General features: G+C 63.0%; 11 protein-coding genes. 5 read left to right on the top strand and 6 right to left on the bottom strand.

Annotated features, from left to right (window positions below; translation table 11 throughout):
* Positions 1 to 69: 69 nt before the first annotated feature.
* Both C4S68_RS14940 and C4S68_RS14935 read left to right on the top strand, forming a co-directional pair.
* Complete coding sequence (locus C4S68_RS14940) at positions 70 to 462, top strand: LysM peptidoglycan-binding domain-containing protein (protein ID WP_103933882.1); 393 nt, start codon at positions 70 to 72, stop codon at positions 460 to 462.
* 278 nt (positions 463 to 740) lie between these two features.
* Positions 741 to 2,825 (top strand): hypothetical protein, encoded by a 2,085-nt coding sequence (locus C4S68_RS14935; protein WP_146072159.1) that lies wholly within the window; start codon positions 741 to 743, stop codon positions 2,823 to 2,825.
* Between the two features lie 170 nt (positions 2,826 to 2,995).
* On the opposite strand, the gene C4S68_RS14930 is transcribed toward C4S68_RS14935, so the two are convergent.
* The 4 genes from C4S68_RS14930 to C4S68_RS22970 form a co-directional block, all read right to left on the bottom strand.
* Positions 2,996 to 4,234, bottom strand: coding sequence for a peptidylprolyl isomerase (locus C4S68_RS14930; RefSeq protein WP_103933880.1), 1,239 nt, complete (start codon positions 4,232 to 4,234; stop codon positions 2,996 to 2,998).
* 111 nt (positions 4,235 to 4,345) lie between these two features.
* A complete protein-coding gene (locus C4S68_RS14925) occupies positions 4,346 to 4,735 on the bottom strand; it encodes an OsmC family protein (RefSeq protein ID WP_103933879.1) in 390 nt (129 codons plus the stop codon).
* Positions 4,732 to 5,298 carry an RNA polymerase sigma factor gene (locus tag C4S68_RS14920; RefSeq protein ID WP_160115173.1) on the bottom strand — a complete coding sequence of 189 codons (567 nt, stop codon included), beginning with the start codon at positions 5,296 to 5,298 and terminating at the stop codon, positions 4,732 to 4,734. Before C4S68_RS14920 ends, C4S68_RS14925 begins: the two co-directional genes overlap by 4 nt.
* Positions 5,295 to 5,801: a rhodanese-like domain-containing protein gene (locus C4S68_RS22970; protein WP_146072158.1), complete on the bottom strand. Its 507-nt coding sequence runs from the start codon at positions 5,799 to 5,801 to the stop codon at positions 5,295 to 5,297. Before C4S68_RS22970 ends, C4S68_RS14920 begins: the two co-directional genes overlap by 4 nt.
* Positions 5,802 to 6,026: 225 nt before the next feature.
* On the opposite strand from C4S68_RS22970, the gene C4S68_RS14905 reads away from it, so the two are divergent.
* The gene (locus tag C4S68_RS14905) at positions 6,027 to 6,953 is read left to right on the top strand and encodes a transglutaminase-like domain-containing protein (protein ID WP_200821564.1); all 927 of its coding nucleotides are present in this window, start codon (positions 6,027 to 6,029) and stop codon (positions 6,951 to 6,953) included.
* Here C4S68_RS14905 and C4S68_RS14900 read toward each other — a convergent pair.
* Both C4S68_RS14900 and C4S68_RS14895 read right to left on the bottom strand, forming a co-directional pair.
* Positions 6,950 to 9,805 carry a TonB-dependent receptor gene (locus tag C4S68_RS14900; protein WP_103933876.1) on the bottom strand — a complete coding sequence of 952 codons (2,856 nt, stop codon included), beginning with the start codon at positions 9,803 to 9,805 and terminating at the stop codon, positions 6,950 to 6,952. The two genes, C4S68_RS14905 and C4S68_RS14900, sit on opposite strands and share 4 nt — an antisense overlap.
* Positions 9,806 to 9,959: 154 nt before the next feature.
* Positions 9,960 to 11,384, bottom strand: a complete 1,425-nt coding sequence (locus tag C4S68_RS14895; RefSeq protein ID WP_103933875.1) for a C45 family autoproteolytic acyltransferase/hydolase — start codon at positions 11,382 to 11,384, stop codon at positions 9,960 to 9,962.
* A gap of 163 nt (positions 11,385 to 11,547) precedes the next feature.
* Here C4S68_RS14895 and ada point away from each other — a divergent pair, with 163 nt between their 5' ends.
* Complete coding sequence (gene ada / locus C4S68_RS14890; protein ID WP_327333706.1) at positions 11,548 to 12,696, top strand: bifunctional DNA-binding transcriptional regulator/O6-methylguanine-DNA methyltransferase Ada; 1,149 nt, start codon at positions 11,548 to 11,550, stop codon at positions 12,694 to 12,696.
* Between the two features lie 278 nt (positions 12,697 to 12,974).
* Positions 12,975 to 14,192 carry a S1C family serine protease gene (locus C4S68_RS14885; protein ID WP_103933874.1) on the top strand — a complete coding sequence of 406 codons (1,218 nt, stop codon included), beginning with the start codon at positions 12,975 to 12,977 and terminating at the stop codon, positions 14,190 to 14,192.
* Positions 14,193 to 14,345 lie beyond the last annotated feature (153 nt).

Genomic DNA, 14,345 nt, shown 5'->3' with positions numbered 1-14,345 from the left:
CACGCAGGGCCTGATAGGGTCAGTCATCACAGCGAGCGGCGCGCTCCCACGCCGCGCAAGGAGAACGCAATGGCAGATCTGGATACGTTGAAGGCGAAGTATCAGCCTGTACTGGACACGATTGATAGCTTCAGCGAGTTTGGCGCGAAGGTGGACGATGTTTCCCTCGACGGCGACAAGCTGGTGATCAAGGGCGAGGTTCCGTCCAAGGTGATCGCGAACCGCGTGTGGGATGTGATCAAGGAGTGCGATCCGACCTTCGCCGACCTGGAGCACCAGATCGCGACGACGGGCGGCGACGATCAGCCGTACACGATCAAGTCCGGCGACAACCTGAGCAAGGTCAGCAAGCTGTTCTACGGCTCGGCGAACCACTACACGACGATCGCGGAGCACAACGGGATCGACAACCCGGACCATATCCAGGTAGGCCAGGAGATCAACGTTCCGCCGCTGGACTAGTTGCACCGGAGTTGTGAGACAGAGGAAGAGGCGAGCCTGATGGCTCGCCTCTTTGCGTTGGCGCGCGAAGACGCTTCGCGGTCGTGCCTTTCGTTGGTTTCCGAGGTGAAAATCGCGATGGATGAATCAATACGGCATTATGCTGTAAATGTCGTAGCACGCATGCTCGGGTTTCCCGGGCGCTATCGTGCGACTTCACTTCGGGCCCCCTCGATCTCCTTCCTCCTTCCTCCATCCTCAGAAACTCCAACACAACCGCGCCCGTGCGCAGAGGTGTCATGCGGTCTTCTTCGTCCCGCTTCTTTGTCTTGGCCACTACGCTTTCACTTTTCACCAGCCTGGTCACGGGCTGCGGTATCGGTACCGGCACCTCCGCAGGCATGGCGACCCCAGCCGCTAGGCGATCTGGTGTGGGTGGGAAGCTGCATGGCGGCCCCAATCCGATCCAGAACGCCAGCGTAAATCTATGGGAGACCTGGACGACCGGCATCTCCGGCGCGGCTACTGGGCGATCCGCAGCGGCATCCAGCACGTACGGATCCACGGCCTACCAGCTGGCGACGACCACAACGGACAGCACCGGAAGGTGGAACATCGCCAACTTCAACTGCGATCCAGGCGAGTATGTGTACGTGACGGCGACGGGGGGAAAGACGGCATCCAATTCCGCCAACCCCAACGAGGTACTTATCGCTCCGCTCGGGGCGTGCGCCGCCCTGCCCACCTCCACGGCGACGCAGGTGGACATCAGCGAGCTCACCACGCTGGCCATGGCGTACACGCTGGGCAACTTCATTGGGGATGTGGGCGCGTCGCCGGCGATCGGCGAGCAGGAGATCGATATCGGCGCCCCCGCGAAGAATAACGTCGCGACAGGGAGCTGCAGTGGCACGGGCTCATCAATGACCTGCGTGGCGAACGGTCTGGACGAGGCCTTTGCGGACGCGATCAGCCTGGTGAACGCCACCACCTACAACGGCGCGAAGCCCACGGGCAACGCCAACACGGTTCCCACGGACGCTAACGGCAACATGCCGAACGCTACAGGCTCCATCCCTGCTGCGCTGCTCAACACGCTGGCCAACACGCTGCAGAGCTGCGTGAACACGAGCGGTGGCATCGCGGGCGACACGTCCGGTTGCGGCAAGCTCTTTACCGCTACGACGCTCGGCAGCAATATTCCGACGGACACGCTGGAGGCCGCGATCAATATTGCGAAGGCCCCGGCCAGCAACGTCCACACCCTCTATACGATTGCAAGCACGGTGGGGGCGTTTACTCCGACACTGACTGTGGAGCCGTCCGACTACACACTCGCCGTTACCTATAAGGGCTCTGATGCGACCCACCCTTATTCCTTTGGCATGGTGATCGGTCTTGCGCTAACGCCCAGCGGAACCGTCATCATGGATGGCTTCGCGACCGGGCTTACGGTCAACCTGATCGGCGTGAATCCCGACGGTTCGCAGTGGGGCTCGGGTACGGTGAACGGCATAGGGGGAGTTCACCTGGTGGTCGATAACGCAGGCCACGTGTACTACCCGAACGGGTCGAGCATCCAGCGCATCGACGCGAGCTCCTTCTCGGTGCTCTCAAACATCACGACCAGCGCGTCTGTACAGGGCTTCGCGGTGGATCGCTTCAACAACCTCTACACGTCGATCATTACGGCAGGTGCACCGTTGTATTCGGTCAGCGCGACGGGAACCTCCGTGGCGGCGGTCGGCACCACAACGACCTCATCGGTGCCGATCGGAACGGGAACGGCGGCAGGGTACAGCCTGTTCTTCGATTCGAGCGAAGGGCTGTGGACGAGCATCTATAACCCCAGCACCGCGATCGCGACCCAGAACTTTACGTCGGGCGCGGGCTGCACGCTGCCGGTCTTCTGCTCGACATCGACGTCCAGCTCGCCGACGATCCAGACGGTGTTCAACGGGGTCGTAACGACGGCAGACGGCAAGGCCTGGGCGACCACTTCGGGCGCAGTCTACGAGATGACTTCGAACAACGTCTACGTGACAAACTTCCCGTATGCGCCGGGGCTCCTCAGTGGGCCGAGCATCGATGGCGCCGGGACGCTCATGATCCCAGACGGCGGGCACTCCGCGCTGGTGACGTTCAATACCTCGACGGGGACGTTTACTTCGCTCACACCGTGCAGCCTTCGCACCGCGGGCTCCGGCAGCCAGAACCCTACGTGCAGCAACGTCTTTGCGAATGAGTACATGACGGCGGTGTCGGCTTCGGGCGCGGTTTGGTCGGTGGATGACTTCCAGCAGACGCTGGTGAAGGTCTTCGGCATCGGTACACCGGCGTGGCCTTACCTCGGATACAACCACCCTGGCGAGATGCCGCAATAGTCCGGTTGCATCCGCACAACGAGAACGGCGGCCTTCGGGCCGCCGTTTTTCTCTCCTGAAGGTGAGTTACCGCTGCGAGCGAAATACAGGGGTTCCTCCCCTTCCCTTCCCTTCACTTCGTTCAGGGTCAGAGTCAGGGTCGGAATGACGAGGGTTGCGTACAGCCTCGGCTATTTGCTGATCGTGACCCGCTTGATGGTGATGGGGACGAGGGGTTTGTCGTGGTCGTCGCGGGGGATGCGGGCTGCGGCTTCCACCACCTTGACGCTGGCGTCGTCGCACTGGCCGAAGATGGTGTAGCTGCCATCGAGCCGGCGGATGGGATGCTCCGTGACGAAGAACTCGGTGTTGTTGGTGTTGGGGCCTGAGTTGGCGTAGGCGAGGCGGCCGGGGCGATCGAAGCTGAGGCCGGGGACGATCTCGTTGCCGAAGTGGAAGCCGATGTCATGATCGCCCTTGGGATCGAAGGGGCGGTCGTTGTTCTGGATCATGAAGTCGGGAATGACGCGGCCGAAGTGTAAGCCATCGTAGAAGCGGCGGCCTTTGACCTCGACTCCGGTAGAGGGGTTCTTGAAGGACTTCGTGCCGTTGGCCAGGGCGACGAAGTTCGCTACGCCGATGGGAGCTTCTTTGTCGAAGAGCTTGCAGGAGATGGTGCCGAGGGTGGTTTCGATGATGGCGGTCGGGCCGGTGGGGTCTGGAGCCGGGACGGCAGGTGCTGGCAGCGGCGGAATGGTGAGGTCGGCTTCGCCTTCCATCGGCGGCGCGGGTGGTGGAAGCTCCTGCCCCGCGGCCACGATGGCGACACGGCGCAGCACGACGGGATGCAGCGGGCGATTGTCTGCGCTGAGGAGCGTGTGAGCGATATCCGCGGCCACCGTCACGGAGGCGTCGTCGCACTGGCCGAAGACCACGCCGCGTTTGCTGAAGTCGGCGATGGTGTGGTCGAGCACTACGAAGGATGCGGCGTTCTGCTTGCCATCCTTGACGACGGCGACGAGACGGCCGGGACGCTCCGTGTCGAGGCCGGTCTTCTCTGGCTCGACGGCTGGACCGGCGTTGCCCTGGCTGAAGGCCTCGCGATCGCCGCCACGAAAGCCGTCGGTGACGCCGATGAGCTGCGTGGCATCGTAGAAGGGCTTGCCGTGCCGCACGGTGCCGTCGGCGCCGGTCCAATCCTTCTCACCCTTCGCGAGCGCGAGGAAGGTGGCGACGGTCTGCGGGGCCTGCTTGTCGTACAGGCGGCAGACGACGCGGCCGGAAGAGGTGTCGAAGACGGCGGTGGGGCCGGTGGGTTCGACAGGCGCGGCGTGCGCAGGAGCGGCGTGGGATGCGGTCGCGCGGTGCGTCTGTGCGATCAGCGAGGATGATGCAAGGCATGCGAGGGTTGCAATCAGCGAGGGACGCATGTCTCAGTGATACCACTGAGCAGCGCTGCGCGTTTGCGGCTGCGCCTTAGCCGCTGCGCGGTTGGCGCTGCGCTTCAGCTTGTTCTGCTGTTCTGCTGTTCTGCTGTTCTGCTACCCGATGATGGTCTTGATCTGTGGCGGATGCGTGAGGGTGTTGTGCAGGATGCACTTCTCCACGGCGGCATGGACGCCTTTGCGATGTTCTTCGCTGAGACCTTCGGGGACCGTCACGTGCATGCTGATCTCGCCAAGGCGTGCGGGGTTCTTGGCCTTCTCCGCGTGGGCGGTGACGTGCGTGCCTTCGAAGGGCAGCTTGTTGCGTTTGAGATAGTCGACGGCGTAGTAGGCGGCGCAGGCGCCGAGCGCGCCGAGAAAGATCTCGGGCGGGGTCATGGCCTCGTCGTAGCCCTTGTTGTCTTCGGGCTGGTCGCTGTAGATGACGTGGCCGCGGGTGGCGATGGAAAACTGCACGTCGCCCATGTGTTGAATTTCGATCTTCATGACTTCCTTCTGCTCTTCTCGTTGCCCTGGACCACTCCGGTGAGGACGGCGTCCAGGTGTTCCCGCACCATGCGACGGGCACGGTGCAATCTTGATTTCGTCGCAGCGAGTGTGAGCCCAAGCTGCGCTGCTGTCTCTTCCCCGCTGCGCTCGTCGAGGTCACGCAGCTCGTAGACCTTGCGAAGGTCCTCGGGCAGCGCGTCGATGGCGGAGCGAACGGCGGAGCGCAGCTGCTCGGCGGAGGCGAGCTCCTCGGGCGACCGCTGTGCGTCTTCGACCGGCTCCCAGCCCTGCTCGCCCAGCTCTTCGAGCGAGAGCGCCTCGCGGATGCGCTGCTGCGACTTGAGGTGGAAGCAGAGGCGGCGCGCGATCTGTGCGAGCCAGCCACCGAAGGCTGCGCGCTCACGCAGGGTCTCGATGCGCCGGAAGGCTGCGAGCAGAGCGTCGGTGAGCACATCCTCCGCGTCTTCGCGATTGCCGCAGAGGCGAAGCATCTGGCGGTAGACGTGGTCGCGATGCTCTTCGGCAAGGCCCTCGAACTCGGTCGCGCTTTCGCTGCTCATCCTCCTGAACGTATGCGGTTCCAGGGCATCCGCGCAAGCAGGTTGCCCATCATGCAGATGTCGGTTGCTCCCGCGAAGACCAGTCCGCAGCCTACGAGGCCGGAACACACGAGGAACCATGGACTGACCGAAGCGGCGAGAAGCGTGAAGACCACCACCAGCAATCCTGCACCGAAGCGGACCTGGCGCTCCAGCGACCAGTGGCTGACGGTGGAGCTCGAGACCGGGAGGCCTTCGCGCTGCCAGCGGTCCATGCCACCTTCAATCACGGCGGCGTCAATCCCGCAGAGGGACAGGCGGGCCTGCGCGAGTCGCGCGCGGGTGCCTGCTTTGCAAAGCAGAGCGATGCGGCCCGGCGGAAAGCTGCTAGTGTCGAGATCTACCGTCTCGAGCGGTGCGTGGATCGAACCTGGGACGCAGGCCACCGCGCGCTCGCCGGCGGAACGCACATCGATGATGATCCAGCCCCCGTTGTGGGCCTCTGCTGGCGAAATGGCTGACATGACTGGTCTCTCGTCCTCCCTTAGCAAGAGAGCTGAGGGAAGGAAAAGGATTCACCCGGGGAAGAATTCCTGGGCTGGCTCCGCTGCTGGCGCGTAAACCCTTTGCTTGCAGCACCTCGACTAGTCAGGCCGGCTACGAGGTCCACGTTCAGCGAATCACGGCTCAGGAATCCTCGGGTTTTGCATCTGATAAGGGTGCGCTTTGTAAGCGCAGGGGTACTTTTCTTGCTGATTGAGTCCGAGTTCGACATCCAGTTTCATCTTCCGCAGCCCATTGCGATGGTCGCGATGCTGCACGTCCATCCATCCATCGAGCCCCAGCTCGTCACCGAGGACCTGATCCGGGTGGAGCATATTGGGCCTTCCGACGGGGGCGACGGCGTGCGCGAGCTCCCGGTGCTGGAGTATCTGGACTGCTTCGGCAATCGCTGCACACGTTTCCTTGCGCCGGCAGGAGCCATCCGGCTGGCGGGGCGGCACATCCTGAACGCGAGCGAGACGCGAGACCCACAAGGGTACGGACTATCTCAGACGCCGGTGGAGCAGCTCCCCTCCGAGACGCTGCAGTTTCTGCTGGCGAGCCGCTATTGCCAGGTGGATCAGTTCGGCGCGATCGCGCAGGACCTGTTCGGGCACATGGGGACGGGCTGGGCGCTGGCGGCCGCCATCCGCGACTGGGTGCACGCCAAGGTGACCTTCAACTACGGTGCGGCGCGGCCGACGAAGACGGCAGCCGATGTCTTCAGCGAGCGCATCGGTGTGTGCCGCGACTTCCAGCACCTGGCCATCACGCTGACGCGGGCGATGAACATTCCTGCACGCTACGTGACGGGGCAGCTGGGCGACATTCGCGCACCATACTCGTCGCCTGGGGACTTCAGCGCGTGGTACCAGATCTGGCTGGATGGCCGGTGGTGGGATATGGATGCTCGCCACAACGAGCCGCGGCTGGGCCGGGTGCTGATGGCGGTGGGTCGCGACGCTGCCGATGTGGCGATTACGACCAGCTTCGGCCGCGCTGACCTGAAGCACTTCTACGTCGAGTCCAACGAGATCGACTCGGAGGGGCGGAAGGTTCCGCTGCCTCCGAAGTTGCCTGCGACGACTGAGCCGGTTCTCTCGTCGCAGACGACCTTTCCCGCAAGTCGCTAGAAGTTGAAGCCGGCGTGCAGCACGATGGAGCGGTTGGCCGAGGCGTTGCCGCCGAAGTTGCTCCCGATAGCGATGGACTGGCCGACGTAAGGCGAGGTCAGCACGCCGATGGGCGCGGCGCGATTGACGTGGTTGAAGAGGTTGTCGAACTCCGCGCCAAAGCGGAGGCGATATTTCGCGTCGCCGGGCCTGGCGGGCTTGCCATCCTTGTCGGGCTTTCCGGCAGGGCGAGGGCCGAAGCGGAAGTCGCGCGAGATGCTGGACTCCGTGTAGACGACTCCAGGGGCACGAGCGTAGTTGAAGGGGATGATCGTCTCGCCGGCCTGTGGGGTGATGTCGAAGTTGCCCCATGGTGTCTGGCGCAGCGAGGCGGCAGGCGTGGCGCTGGTAGCGAACGAGGGGCGATCGTTATAGATGGTGTCGCCGTTGTTATCCGAGCCGGTGGTGATGTTGAAGTAGGACCGCGAACGCACCGCGAGGAACATATTGACGTTGAAGCCTAAGCCGGGTTTGGCGTTGAAACCGGTATAGAGCTGATGTGGTGAATAGCCGGTGATCGGGCCTTCGTCCTGGCGGATGTTATACGAGTTGGAGACGAAGCTGGAGCTCGAAAAACTGCCGGTGGTGCTGGTCTGGCTGCCGATGCCGTAGAAGCCCCAGGCATTCAGCCTGGAGCCGATGTTCAGGTTGCCATTGATCCCGAAGGAATGGCCATCGGAGATGCCGTCGGAGGAGTACTGGTAGATGTTCTGCGTACCGCCCATGGGGCGCAGGCCGGTGACAGGCATGGGAGCGTTGACGTTCTCGGAATCGAACTGATGAATGCTGCGGCGGCGATAGTAGCCGACGTTGATGTTGCCGTACTTGCCGAAGGCGTGCTCGCCGGAGATCATACCCTGGTAGGTGACGGGCGAGGTGAGATTGGGTGCGATGCGGTAGGGCGTTGAGGTGCTCGCGGTGAGTGAGTTGAGCGCGCCCGCGCTGGCGCCGGCGGCAAGACTCGTGAAGTAGAAGCTGACCGGGCTGGTGTCTGTGGAGCTTGCCGCGGAGAGGTTATAGCTGAGCTGCGAGACGCCGTTCTGGCGCTGCGCCGTTAGCAGGTTGCCCGACGGGAAGCGCGTGTAGAAGAGGCCGAAGCCGCCACGCACGACGAAGAGCGGAGCCTTGGCCTTGGGCCGGGTGTAGGCATAGGCGAAGCCGAGTCGCGGCGCGGGATCGAAGTGATCGGGGATTGCGGTCTGCGACTCGAAGCGAACGCCGTAGTTCAGCGTGAGGTTTTTGGTGGCCTTCCACTCATCTTCGGCGTAGAAGCCGAAGTCGGCGGTGGTGAGTTCCGCAGCGGCCGTGCCCGTTGCGTACTGGAAGAGCGTGGGGCGGGCGTTCGCAGGAAGATTCGTGACGGTGCTACCGGAGCCGAGTGCTGCGAGGGCATTTGTATACGTGGTGAGGTCCGGAAAGGTGAACTGGCCGTTGTAGTTCGAGCGCGAGAAGTTGGCGTCGCGGTTGGCGCGGAAGCGCATACCGGTGCGGATGAAGTGCTTGCCCTCGGAGATGGAGAAGTACTCCTGCAGCTCCCATTGATCCTGGTGATCGCGCGACTGCTGTGACTGCGCTCCGCCGCCGGTGAAGGCGCCCTGCACGGTGACGCTGGGCGCGGTGGACACGGGGGCCTGCGTGAGCACAGTGCGGATGTACTGCAGGCCGGAGTCGAGGATGACCTTTGCGTTGAAGATGTGCGTGTCCGAGAGCTGCACAATCTGCCGGTGCGTGACGCTGTTGCTGCCTGCCTCGGCCAGCACCAACTGGCCAACGCCGGAGTTCTCTGCGGTGGAGTTATTGAAGCGGTACTGGCCGATGAAGGTATCGGTCTTGCCGAACTGATGATCGATGCGTCCGCGATAGCTCTGCCAATGGCTCTGCGTCGGAACGGCCTGTGTGATCTGAACCGGCAGCAGGGTTGCGGGATCGACACTCTTCGCGTTGACGCTGGCGTTGCTGTTCGTGTTCTCGACGAGCACGTTGGCGAAGAAGGATGTCGTCTTGTTGACGGGTCCTGTGAGTGAGCCATAGATGTTCTGGCTGTCATAAGCAGGCAACGTGCCAACGATGTATGGGTTGCGCGCGTTCAGGGCGGAGTCGCCCCACTGCGTATCGAGGTTGCCATGCAGCTTGTTGGCGCCGGGCTTGGTGAGGATCTCGATGCGTCCCGAACCGAACTGGTCATAGACCGCGGAGAAGGGGTTCTGATTGATGCGTACTTCGCGAATCTCATCCTTCGACGGCATCTGACCGCCGGAGAAGCCATCGACATAGAGCTGCGGAGGATTGCTGGGATCGCCGCCGCTCAGCGATTCGAGCTGCTGCTCCATCACATTGGGATCGTCCGAGAAGGTGTCGAGCTGCTCGTTCTTGAAGACGAGCGCGGAGCGGTTGGCGGAGGAGGATGTGTCGGCAGCCTGCGAGGCATCGACCTCGATCTCCTGGTCCGAGGCAGCGAGAAGCTTGAGGGTAAGTGCGCTGTTGTGGCCCGCGACGATCACCACGTTACTGCGATGCAATGTGCGAAAACCATTGAACTCCGCGGTGAGAGTGTAAGTGCCGGGAGCGAGCGAGACGGTAAAGTGGCCGATGTTATCGGAGACGGCATCGGCGTCGGCCTGGTCGGAGTGCAGATGCACGGCGGCGCCGGGAATCGCAGCACCGGTTGCATCCAGCACGTCGCCGGAGAGTACAGGCAGCTTCGAAGTAGTAACGGCAGTGGGTTTTGCCGTCTGCGCGAAGGCAGCCGACGAGACTGGGCATGAGAGGGCGCACAGCATCAGCGCGCGCACAAAGCACGTCGAGACATTCATAGGTAGACCGGCACCGTTTCCTGGAGGCTCGTTGCTCCTGCTTAGACCTCGGTGCCCGTCACACGTTAGTCAATTGAATATGTCTTTTTACGGATGAATCCCACAACCAGTTCCACAGAAACGCTCGAATTTATTTTCAAGCTATGCGGCAATGTTAGTCGGCATTGGCTGAGGGCACTTTCGCGTTGATGGAGAATTGCGACCATGGGCCAGCCTTCATGTCATGCAGAATGGGCTTTTGCCAGGCGAACTCAGGATGCGCTTTGAAAAAGGGCTCGGCGAGAAAGTTATCGCCACAGGGATGTCCCGCACGGACGATCATGCTCATGTTGGCGGCCATGGTGTCGTCCATGACTTCGCCTGTTACTGCACCCGAGGGAGAATAGGGCGGATTGCCCCACACCTTCTCACCTTCGGCCGAGAGCTCCTCATGCCCGCACAAGCTCCGCTTGCCGATGTCAATCTTCTTCTCGTAGCTGTCGTAGTGATCGGACAGAAAAGCTTCGGCGAGCTGTGCATCGAGCTTGCCGTAGTGCGTCTTCATGAACTGCTCGCCCGTAACGCGGCGGGCATTCATGCTGCTGCTGAGATCGTTGGGGTTGAAGCCCGGCGTGTCGTCGCGAATCAAGTCAGGATCGGCTGCGAAGTTGGAGCTGACGAAGTAACCATCCTTGCGGCGCGTGAGCGGCGTGTGCCTGAGGCCAAGCTCGAGATAGGCAATCTCGCCGGTCTTGCGGTCGCCCACGAGCCATGAGTTGGCATAGCCGCCGTTGTTTCCCTTGCGCATGATCGCGGCGTAGTCATCGATGCTGCTGGCGTACTGCAGTGCCTTGCGCGAGCGATCGAACTCGGCGACGCCGTTCTTGTCGAAGCCGGCGGCCATGGGCAGCGTCGTCTCAGTCATCATGATGCCGGAGGCGTTGACGCCAAAGTCGTCCTGGCTGGTGATGACACCGGGAAGGCCATCCATGAGGATGCGATAGCCGTGCTGCGGCTGGATGTCGAACATCATCGTCCAGCGCTCGCCTTCGGCGTAGCTGGACCAGTTGGAGTGGGCGATGACGATCTTACCGTCCTTCGTGGCGGAGCCCGTGGCGATGAAGGCGCTGCACTTACCGGGCGCTGACGCAGCGGGAGGGTTGGGCCTGTTCTCTTTCTTGTTGAGCGTGGGGATGTAGTAATCGCCGATCTCGAGCACACCGTTGAGGGCGACGACATCCCAGAGGTCGAGGCTGGAGCCATGCGCCTTGAGGCCTGCTGCGATGCCCTTCAGCTCCTCCTTGTACTCGGGGTCGAGGTTCTCCCAGAGCTGGGTGCGACCGGCCTCGCGGAAGAAGGCCCAGTCCCGCTCATAGGCATGCGGCGCCTCGACCTGGTAGACCTTCACGTTGTCTTCGATCTGCGGCGTGAGCAGATAGCCGTGCTGAAAGCCGATCTGCCCAGGCGTGCCTTCGAGGTGCACATAGGTCCAACCATCGTGCCTGAAGGTGTAACCACCCTTCAGGCGCGCGTCCTCCGCTTGGGATGTAACTGGCGAGAGGCAGAGGATACCAAGGGCGAGGGCAATGAGAAGTCGCAAGGGATTACCTCAAGGGCGAGGGTTCGCCGGAGTGCTGGATTGCCAGGGAGCAGGGCCGAACTGCGTGCCCGCAGTATATCCGGGGGCGAACGGCAGATCATGAGGAGTTTGCGTGCAAGGTGCGGAGTGTGGCGTGGCATCACCATGGCGCAGGATACTGTTCATGGCAACTGCAATTCTCTTCCCCGCTCCGATGACGATACCCGCAACCATGACCGATTTTTCGCACAGGCCCATCGACGAGACTCACGCCTGGCAACAGGTGCTGGCGCGGGATGCGAGCGCCGATGGCAGCTTCGTGTATGCCGTGACGTCGACGGGCATCTTCTGCCGGCCGACTTGCCCCAGCCGACGGCCGTTGAAGGAGAACGTGCGCTTCTATACAACGACTGCAGAGGCCGAGGCCGCGGGTTTCCGCGCCTGCCAGCGCTGCGAGCCTACGCGCGTGGCGGCGAAGGGCGATCCGCATGCCGCGGAGGTGCGGCGCGCGGCGCGTTTGTTGGCGGAAAAGAACGGAGAGGCAGTCCCACTGGAGGAGCTGGCATCCGCGGTGGGACTGAGCCGCTTCGCGCTGCTGCGGAGCTTCCAGCGCGTGCTGGGAGTTACGCCCGCAGAGTATGCGCGACAGCAGCGGCGCGAGCTGCTGCGAGGCACGCTGCAGGGCGGGCAGCGCAGCGTGACCGAGGCTGTCTATGAAGCGGGGTTTGGCTCGTCGAGCCGGGTGTATGAATCTGCTAACGCCACACTGGGTATGAGCCCGACGGCGATGAAGGCCGGCGGCCAGGGCGAGATGGTGCGCTATGCGCTGGGCGCAGCGTCAGGATCGGCGCAGTCACCGGAATCTTCGCTGGGTCGTGTGCTGGTGGCAGCGACCGATAAGGGCCTGTGTGCCGTGTTGTTCGCCGACGACGATGTAGCGGCCCTTGCAGACCTGCGCGGGCGGCTGCCGAAGGCTGAGCTGATTCGGGACGATGCCGCGTTGCAGCAGGCGTTGACCTTTGCGCTCTCGCGGCTGACGGAGAGCCCCAGCGCGGTGATGCTCCCATTCCACGTGCGGGCGACGGCGTTTCAGCAGAGGGTATGGAGCGCGCTGCTCGCGATCCCTCGTGGAGAGACCCGCACCTATGCGCAAGTGGCTGAGGCCATTGGAGCACCAAAGGCGATTCGGGCTGTGGGGACTGCCTGCGGAGCGAATCCGCTGGCGGTGGTGGTGCCTTGTCACCGTGTCGTGGGGGCCTCCGGGGCTCTGACGGGGTATCGGTGGGGCAAGGAGCGCAAGCAGAAGCTGCTGGAGATGGAGCGGGGTGGCTGACAACCAGGGCGGATTTCCTGATCGTGTGCATGAGGTCGATATGGCGGGCTTTCAGCCCTCGGTCTATCGCTGGCACCTTACCTAGGCCTTCGGCCTAGGCTACGACCCTGCGGGCCTTCGGCCCTGAGATTCACACCTACAGTCTAACGGCTCTAGGCTCCGGGGCAGGTCCCGGAGGTAGGCTGGGGGGCAGCGGGAGGGGTGCTCCTCTACAATTTGTAGCGTGCGCAGCCTGCGTTCGGATCTCCGGCGTGGGCGAGCGTGAGGAACCCTCCCCGATGAAGCTTCGCCCTGTTCTGCTTGTACTCGTCATCCTGAGCGTCTTTTACTACCTCTCCACGCGGCTGTGGCCCAGTGGAGCGCTGGCCAGCCTGGTGCATCATGGCGCGCTGAGTACCAATGCCACGGTGACCAATGCGTTGAGCGGCCCGCTGGGCAGCTTTTCGCTGACCGAAGCGGCAGCCGCGCCGGAGTTCGACAGCGAAGAGCAACAGAACATCGCGGTGTATAAGCGCGGCATGCCCTCGGTGGTGAACATCACCAGCGTGCAGGTGGCGTGCTGCGACTTCTTCCTGCGGCCCGTGCCGGAGGAGGGCCAGGGCTCGGGCTTCATCATCGACAAGGATGGCCACATCCTGACGAACAACCACGTCATCGAGGGAGCACAGACCGTGGAGGTCACGCTCTCCAACAAGAAGAAGTACAAGGCTGCCGTGGTGGGTGTGGACTCCAACCATGACCTGGCGCTGCTGCAGATCAAGGGCGTGCCGGACCTGCAGCCGGCGGTGCTGGCGGACTCCAAGAACCTGATGGTGGGGCAGAAGGTGTATGCCATTGGCAACCCGTTTGGGTTCAACGGCACGATGACCAGCGGCATCATCTCGGCGATCCGCTCGGTGGCGATGCCTTCGGGCAACAAGATCGAAGACGCGATCCAGACGGACGCCAGTGTGAACCCTGGCAACTCCGGTGGGCCGCTGCTGAACTCTCGCGGTGAGGTGATTGGCGTGACGACGATGATCGCCTCCAACCCCAACGGTGGCGCGGAGCAGTCGGCCGGCATCGGGTTTGCGATTCCCATGTCCACCGCGAAGGCGGTGCTGGAAGACTTCGCCAAGTATGGCCGCGCTCGCAGGCCGTCGCTGGATATCGTGACGCTGCCGATCGGTCCGGACATCGCGGAGCAGATTGGCCTGCCGGCGGACAATGGCATCCTGATCGAACGCGTGCTGCCGGGCGGGGCAGCCGAAGCCGCGGGCCTGCGCGGAGGCATGCAGCGTGCCCTGATGGGCAATACGGTGGTGATGCTGGGCGGGGACCTCATCGTGGGATTTGACGGCCAGGCCATCGAGACGCCACAGGACCTTTCGGCGGCGATGAACTCGCACAGGGCTGGCGATGTGGTGACGCTGACGGTGTTCCGCGGCCGGCAAAAGCTGAGCGTGAAGGTGACACTGAGCGAAGCTCGGCAGGTGCTGAATGGGCGGAATACGTAGAGGCGGGTTGTTCGTTCTCGGTTGTTCGTTGTGAGTTGTTGGGTGTTGGGGCTGCCAGCCGAGCTCACACCTGAATCGTTCCTTCTTGCATGCAGCGATAGCCAACTCTGCCAAACGCACAATGGCCCGGACGATTGCTCGTCCGGGCCATTG

It is taken from the genome of Bryocella elongata, assembly GCF_900108185.1.
GTDB classification, from domain to species: Bacteria; Acidobacteriota; Terriglobia; order Terriglobales; family Acidobacteriaceae; genus Granulicella; species Granulicella elongata.
Note: the sequence above shows the minus strand (reverse complement) of the source record. Positions and strands in the feature narration are given on the sequence as shown.